This window comes from Pseudomonas sp. 05T35 (genome assembly GCF_056396605.1).
Map to the genome: position 1 here is coordinate 1 of NZ_JBFTLU010000430.1, position 3,922 is coordinate 3,922.

The following is a 3,922-nucleotide window of genomic DNA, read 5'->3' on the forward strand; positions in this document are numbered from 1 at the left end:
AGGGACGTCGCAGGCACGACGATTGGCGATACCGTCACGACCAACAAAACACCGTTGAAGCTGACAGGCACGGTAGCTGACGATCAAAAAGTCGACATTTTCGACGGCGCCAGCAAGCTGGGGCAAGCCACGATAACGGAGCCTGGCAAGTGGGAGTTCGAGACGTCGGTACTGTCTTCTCTAAGAGAATATAGGTTCAAAGCCGTAGAGCAAGGTGTCGGCGGGACGGAATCAGCGACCCGGACCGTTACCGTGACGGCGGCGGTGAATCCGGCGATTAACGAAGTGTGGGACAACAAAGGCTTTCTGCTTGGCGATACCGGCACGACCAGCGAAACACCGTTGATGCTCAAAGGCACGGTAGCTACCGGTAAGAACGTCGACATTTACTATGGCGCCATCAAGCAGAAGGCAGCCACGATAACGGCGCCTGGCAAGTGGGAGTTCAAGACGACGGTGCTGTCTCGAGAAACGTATGAGCTCATAGCCGTAGAGCAAGGTGTCGGCGGGACGCGATCAGCGACCTACACCATTACTGTGAGAAGCGGTGAGAATCCGAAAATCACCAAGATGACCTACACCAATGGAGGACGTCCTATCTTCGATGGCGACATCATCACGGATGGCCGTGTGGAAGTGACCGTGAAGATTACACCTGGAAAACAGGGCAAGATTGTTAGCGCTATGGTCTCGGACGGCCCCTTTTCTGTGAATGGAGTGGGTGAGGAAACCAGGTCCATAACCCTTGGCAAGGGAACCCATTACATCCGTGTTCTAGAAATCCCTGCTGGGCTAGATTCCCCAGTGGTTACTCTTACGGTGACATAGAGGGCGGTCGTTCAAACAAAAGCCCACGCAGGATCCTTGCGTGGGCTTCTTTTTAAGTGCTGCGTCGCCCGTTATGCAACCGTCCGCGGCTCGGCCGCGACAGCGGTTCTTGCTCAGACGGAGCTTTTCTTCAGTGCATGGTCGCCACGCTCACGCACCCAAAACAACGTCGCGCCAGCCACGGCCGCCGGCATCATCAGGACGTTGACCAGCGGAATCAGCAGCACCAGATAAACGATGCCGCCAAAACTCATGCTCTGCCAGCGTTTTTGGCGCAGCCAGGCGAGCATCTCGTTCCAGCCCAGTTTGTGGTTATCCGCCGGGTAATCGATGTACTGGATCGCCATCATCCATACGCCGAACAGCAGCCACAGCGGTGCAGCGACCAGGTTGACCACCGGGATGAATGACAGGATCAGCAACGCGAGGGCCCTGGGCAGGAAGTAGCCGAGTTTGCGCATTTCCCGGGCGAACGTGCGCGGGATCATCGCGATCAGTTCGCTCCAACTGAAGGTCGGGAAGTCGTCAGTGCCACGCACCACCACTTCAACTTTCTCCGCGAGAAAACCGTTGAAGGGCGCGGCGATCACGTTGGCGATCATGGTGAAGGTGAAAAACACCATCAGCGCCACCAGAACGACGWACAACGGCCAAAGTACATAGCTGAGAAAACTCAGCCAGCTCGGCAGTGAAGGCATCAGGGAGTCGACCCACAGGCTGAACTGATGGCCGGCGAAGTAAATCAATCCGACGAACAGCACCAGGTTGATGACCAGCGGCAACAACACGAACAAACGCAGGCCGGGACTCAAGACCAGCTTCAGGCCTTCGCGCAGGTATTGCGGGCCGGACAGAACGGGGGCGGGCATAGCGTGCTCCGAACAATGAGAAAACGCGCCGACCTTACCGGCTTTGCCACACAGGCGAAAGTGCGGTAACGACATCGACATTAACTGTAACAAAGGCGCCTTTAAATCAGCCTCCAGGGGATAGAGACCGCCTATGAGCTGGATTGTTAATCCGTATTTCCTTAATCTTCGCCTCCTCGATACGCTGCACCCATTATTTTTCAGGGCTGTCCAACTACGGCGCTTCCCCAAGTGCCTGCACAGTCCTTTTTTTATTCCAGCCGGTCATCCGGCGTTCCGCGCCAGGTAATACCGGCCGGTCGATAGGAGTGAGTCATGTCTGATGTACGTCATTCGCGAGTGATTATTCTCGGTTCCGGCCCTGCCGGTTACAGCGCTGCGGTCTATGCTGCCCGCGCCAACCTCAAGCCGTTGCTGATCACGGGCATGCAGGCTGGCGGTCAATTGACCACCACCACCGAAGTCGACAACTGGCCGGGCGACGTGCACGGCCTGACTGGCCCGGCACTGATGGAGCGGATGAAAGAACACGCCGAGCGCTTCGAGACCGAAATCGTTTTCGACCACATCAACGCCGTCGATTTCGCCTCCAAGCCGTACACCCTGACGGGCGACAGCGCCACTTACACCTGCGACGCACTGATCATCGCGACCGGTGCCAGCGCTCGTTACCTGGGCCTGCCGTCGGAAGAGACCTTCATGGGCAAAGGCGTGTCGGCCTGCGCAACCTGCGATGGTTTCTTCTACCGCAACCGTGAAGTGGCCGTGGTCGGTGGCGGCAACACCGCTGTCGAAGAGGCGCTGTACCTGGCCAACATCGCCAGCAAAGTGACCCTGATTCACCGTCGCGAGACCTTCCGCGCCGAGAAAATCCTGATCGACAAGCTGCACGCACGGGTTGCCGAAGGCAAGATCGTCCTGAAGCTGAACTCGACGCTGGACGAAGTGCTGGGCGACAACATGGGCGTGACCGGCGCTCGTTTGAAGAACAACGACGGCAGCTTCGACGAGCTGAAAGTCGACGGCGTGTTCATCGCCATCGGCCACACCCCGAACACGTCGCTGTTCGAAGGCCAGCTGACCTTGAAAGACGGTTATCTGGTGGTGCAGGGCGGTCGTGAAGGCAATGCAACGGCGACCAGCCTTGAAGGCATCTTTGCTGCTGGCGACGTGGCTGACCACGTTTACCGTCAGGCGATCACCTCGGCCGGCGCTGGTTGCATGGCGGCCCTGGACGCAGAGCGTTACCTGGATGACCTGCAGAACGCCAAGTTCTGAAATCGTTGAAATGAAAAAACCGGCCTCGGCCGGTTTTTTTGCACCCGCGATTTAACAGGCAATACTGTTCATTGTGGGAGCGAGCCTGCTCGCGATGGCGGCTTTACATTCAGCACTTGTGTTGGCTGACAAACCGCTATCGCGAGCAGGCTTGCTCCCACCGGGATTGCATTTCAGGCAGGAATTAGCGGCGGGTCAGTGGTTGTTGCGAGAACTTAACGCCGGCCAAACCCTGCGCAATCAATGCGCGGATGTTGCCATGGTCACTGCCATCCGGCGTAGCAACCACAGAGCGGTAATGCTCACCAAACGCCAGCAGCGCTTCTTCGTCACTCAAGCCTTCCAGCAGCGCCAGGCCGAGGGTCTTGCACGAGCCTTCGTTCTGTCCGGCGGCGTTTTCCACGCCACCGTTGTTGAAGGCTTGTGGCTGGTAATCATAGCCAGCAGCGATGAACGCCAGGGTATCGGCGAAGGCATGTTCGCCGCTCTTGAGGCTGGYGCGCAGGGTGTTCAGGTCAGTCATGGGTTTTTCCTTTGGCGAACGCCGCTTGCTGGTCGGCGCTGGCTTCTTGCTGGTATTGGGCTTTCCACTCGGCGTACGGCATGCCGTAAACCACTTCGCGGGCGTCATCGAGGCTGACCTCGATCTGGCGTTCGTCGGCGGCGGCCTTGTACCACTTGGACAGGCAGTTGCGGCAGAAACCCGCGAGGTTCATCAGGTCGATGTTCTGTACATCCTTGCGACTGTCCAGGTGCGCGACCAGTCGGCGGAACGCAGCAGCTTCAAGTTCCAGGCGTTGTTGTTCGGTCATAGGTCTCTCTGAGACAGCTTCAAGCGGCAAGCTTCAAGCTGCAAGCGGGATTGCGGTGGCTGGAAGTTTACAGCTTGAAGCTTGCCGCTTGTAGCTAGCGGCTCGCTGCAAGCGTTATCGATACCGACTCGGCGA

At 57.9% G+C, this 3,922-nt stretch carries 5 protein-coding genes; 2 read left to right on the forward strand and 3 right to left on the reverse strand.

Annotated elements, in window-relative coordinates:
• The coding region (locus tag AC1DH9_RS24550; RefSeq protein WP_442114830.1) for a hypothetical protein at nt 1–828 on the forward strand (828 nt) is incomplete at its 5' end.
• A gap of 113 nt (nt 829–941) precedes the next feature.
• Here the strand turns inward: AC1DH9_RS24550 and cysZ are convergent.
• Complete coding sequence (gene cysZ, locus AC1DH9_RS24555) at nt 942–1,697, reverse strand: sulfate transporter CysZ (protein WP_477808937.1); 756 nt, start codon at nt 1,695–1,697, stop codon at nt 942–944.
• A 315-nt stretch (nt 1,698–2,012) separates the two neighbouring features.
• Here cysZ and trxB point away from each other — a divergent pair, with 315 nt between their 5' ends.
• On the forward strand, nt 2,013–2,975 hold the full coding sequence (trxB, locus tag AC1DH9_RS24560) for a thioredoxin-disulfide reductase (RefSeq protein WP_427533738.1): 963 nt from the start codon (nt 2,013–2,015) through the stop codon (nt 2,973–2,975).
• Nucleotides 2,976–3,159: 184 nt separating this feature from the next.
• On the opposite strand, the gene AC1DH9_RS24565 is transcribed toward trxB, so the two are convergent.
• Both AC1DH9_RS24565 and AC1DH9_RS24570 read right to left on the reverse strand, forming a co-directional pair.
• Nucleotides 3,160–3,498, reverse strand: a complete 339-nt coding sequence (locus AC1DH9_RS24565; protein WP_477808938.1) for a HopJ type III effector protein — start codon at nt 3,496–3,498, stop codon at nt 3,160–3,162.
• Nucleotides 3,491–3,787, reverse strand: a complete 297-nt coding sequence (locus AC1DH9_RS24570) for a DUF1244 domain-containing protein (RefSeq protein ID WP_145022190.1) — start codon at nt 3,785–3,787, stop codon at nt 3,491–3,493. The genes AC1DH9_RS24565 and AC1DH9_RS24570 overlap by 8 nt, the downstream gene beginning before the upstream one ends.
• Nucleotides 3,788–3,922 lie beyond the last annotated feature (135 nt).